This is a genomic window from Nocardioides sp. (assembly GCF_031397825.1).
Taxonomy (GTDB): Bacteria; Actinomycetota; Actinomycetes; order Propionibacteriales; family Nocardioidaceae; genus Nocardioides.
Genome location: NZ_JANNML010000012.1, coordinates 1 through 2,070 on the forward strand (window position 1 = coordinate 1; position 2,070 = coordinate 2,070).

3 protein-coding genes are annotated in these 2,070 nt (G+C 71.8%); all 3 read right to left on the reverse strand.

Going from position 1 to position 2,070, the window contains the following annotated elements; all coding sequences use genetic code 11:
* Positions 1-1,212 (reverse strand): beta-ketoacyl-ACP synthase II (locus RMN98_RS00635; protein WP_309646866.1); only part of this gene is annotated, 1,212 nt, incomplete at its 3' end.
* An 82-nt stretch (positions 1,213-1,294) separates the two neighbouring features.
* The gene (locus RMN98_RS00640; protein ID WP_309646867.1) at positions 1,295-1,540 is read right to left on the reverse strand and encodes an acyl carrier protein; all 246 of its coding nucleotides are present in this window, start codon (positions 1,538-1,540) and stop codon (positions 1,295-1,297) included.
* Positions 1,541-1,674: 134 nt separating this feature from the next.
* The coding region (locus RMN98_RS00645) for a 3-oxoacyl-[acyl-carrier-protein] synthase III C-terminal domain-containing protein (protein WP_309646868.1) at positions 1,675-2,070 on the reverse strand (396 nt) is incomplete at its 5' end.

Consider the following 2,070-nt stretch of genomic DNA (forward strand, 5'->3'; position numbering starts at 1 on the left):
GCCGCCGAAGCCGAACGAGTTGTTCAGCGCCGCGAGGTCGCCCTCGGCCGGCAGGTCGCGCTTCGCGGTGGCGATGTCGAGGCCGATGTCCTCGGGGTCGTCGAGGTTGATCGTCGGCGGCACGACCCGGTGGTGCAGGGCGAGCACCGTCGAGATCGACTCCAGCGCCCCAGCGGCACCGAGCAGGTGGCCGGTCATCGACTTGGTCGAGGTGAGCACCACGCCGTCGGAGGCGTCGCCGAGCGCGTTCTTGATGGCGCCCGCCTCCGCCACGTCGCCCTGGGGGGTGGAGGTGGCGTGGGCGTTGATGTGGACGATGTCGGAGGCCGAGAGCCCCGACTCACGCAGCGCGATCTTCATGGCCCGGGTGGCTCCGAGGCCGGCCGGGTCGGGCTGGGCGATGTCGTGGGAGTCCGCCGTGATGCCGGCGCCGGAGGCCTCGGCGTACACCTTGGCGCCGCGGGCGGTGGCGTGGGCCTCCGACTCGAGAACCAGCACCGCAGCGCCCTCACCGAGGACGAAGCCGTCGCGACCCTTGTCCCAGGGGCGGGAGGCCAGCTCGGGCTCGTCGTTGCGCTTGGACAGCGCCATCATCTGCCCGAACGCGGCCATCGGCAGCGCGTGGACCGCGGCCTCTGTGCCACCGACGACGACCACGTCGGCCCGGCCGAGGCGGATCAGGTCGATGCCGAGCGAGATGGCCTCGTTGCCCGAGGCGCAGGCCGAGACGGGCGTGTGGACGCCGGCCTTGGCGCCGATGGACAGGCCGATCGCCGCCGCGGGCCCGTTGGGCATGAGCATCGGGATCGCCAGCGGCGAGACCCGACGCGGTCCCTTGTCGCGCAGGCTGTCGTAGTTGTTCAGCAGCGTCGTGACGCCGCCGATGCCCGACGCCATCGCCACCGCCAGGCGCTCGGAGTCGACGGACGCGCCGTCCTCACCGAAGCCGGCGTCCGCCCACGCCTCGAGCGCCGCGACCAGCGCGAGCTGGCCGGAGCGGTCGAGACGGCGGGCCTTGACGCGGTCGAGCACGTCGCCGGGCTCGACCGCGACCTCGGCCGCGATCTGCGTGGACAGCTGCTCGGCCCAGTCGTGCTTGAGCACGTCGACGCCGGAGCGGCCCTCGAGCAGACCGGACCACGTCGACTCCACGTCGCCGCCGAGCGGCGAGGTGGTGCCGAGTCCGGTCACCAGGACACGGGTGCTGGTCATGGGTTCTCCTGTTCGTGGGCCGTCGCGGTCAGACGTCGGCCGGGTCGTGCGAGCGAGCGGGCGGGACCGAGCGGGCCTGGGCTCAGGCCTGGGCGTTGTCGATGTAGTCGACGGCGTTGCCGACGGTCTTCAGGTTCTTCACGTCGTTGTCGGGGATGCGCACGCCGAACTTCTCCTCGGCGGCCACGACGATCTCCACCATCGACAGCGAGTCGACGTCGAGGTCGGCGATGAACTCCTTGTCGGGCTGGACGTCGTCGGCCGGGACGCCGGCGATCTCCTCGACGATGGCGGCGAGGTCGGTCTGGATCTCGGTCTTGCTGGCCATGGGGGCTCCTAGGTGAGTCGTGTTCGGTTCGTCGTACAGGGATCGTGCGGGTCGTGCGCCCGCCCACCTCGGGTGGGAGGTACGGCGGCTCCTGCGGGCGAGGTGCCCGGCAGGTGATCAGCGGGGGCGGTGCATCAGGGGATGGTCACCACCTGGGCGGCGTAGGCCAGGCCGGCGCCGAAGGCGATGAGGAGGGCGGTGTCGCCGCTCTTCGCCTGACCCTCCTGCACCAGCCGGTCCAGGGCAAGGGGCACCGAGGCGGCCGAGCTGTTGCCCTGGTCGGCCACGTCGCGGGCGATGGTCACGTGCTCGGGCAGCTTCATCGCGCGCGCCATGGCGTCGATGATGCGCATGTTGGCCTGGTGGGGCACGAAGACGTCGAGGTCGTCGACCGTGATGCCGGTGCGGTCCAGGGTGCTGTGGGCGACCTTGGCCATCTCGAAGGCGGCCCAGCGGAACACGGCGTTGCCCTGCATGACCAGGTGCGGCATGCGGGGCTCGTCGGAGGCCAGCACGTCGCGCCAGTCCTC

Excerpts from the sequence above, each read along its gene's own strand:
- RMN98_RS00640 (WP_309646867.1), bottom strand. The coding sequence starts at position 1,540 with ATGGCCAGCAAGACCGAGATCCAGACCGACCTCGCCGCCATCGTCGAG.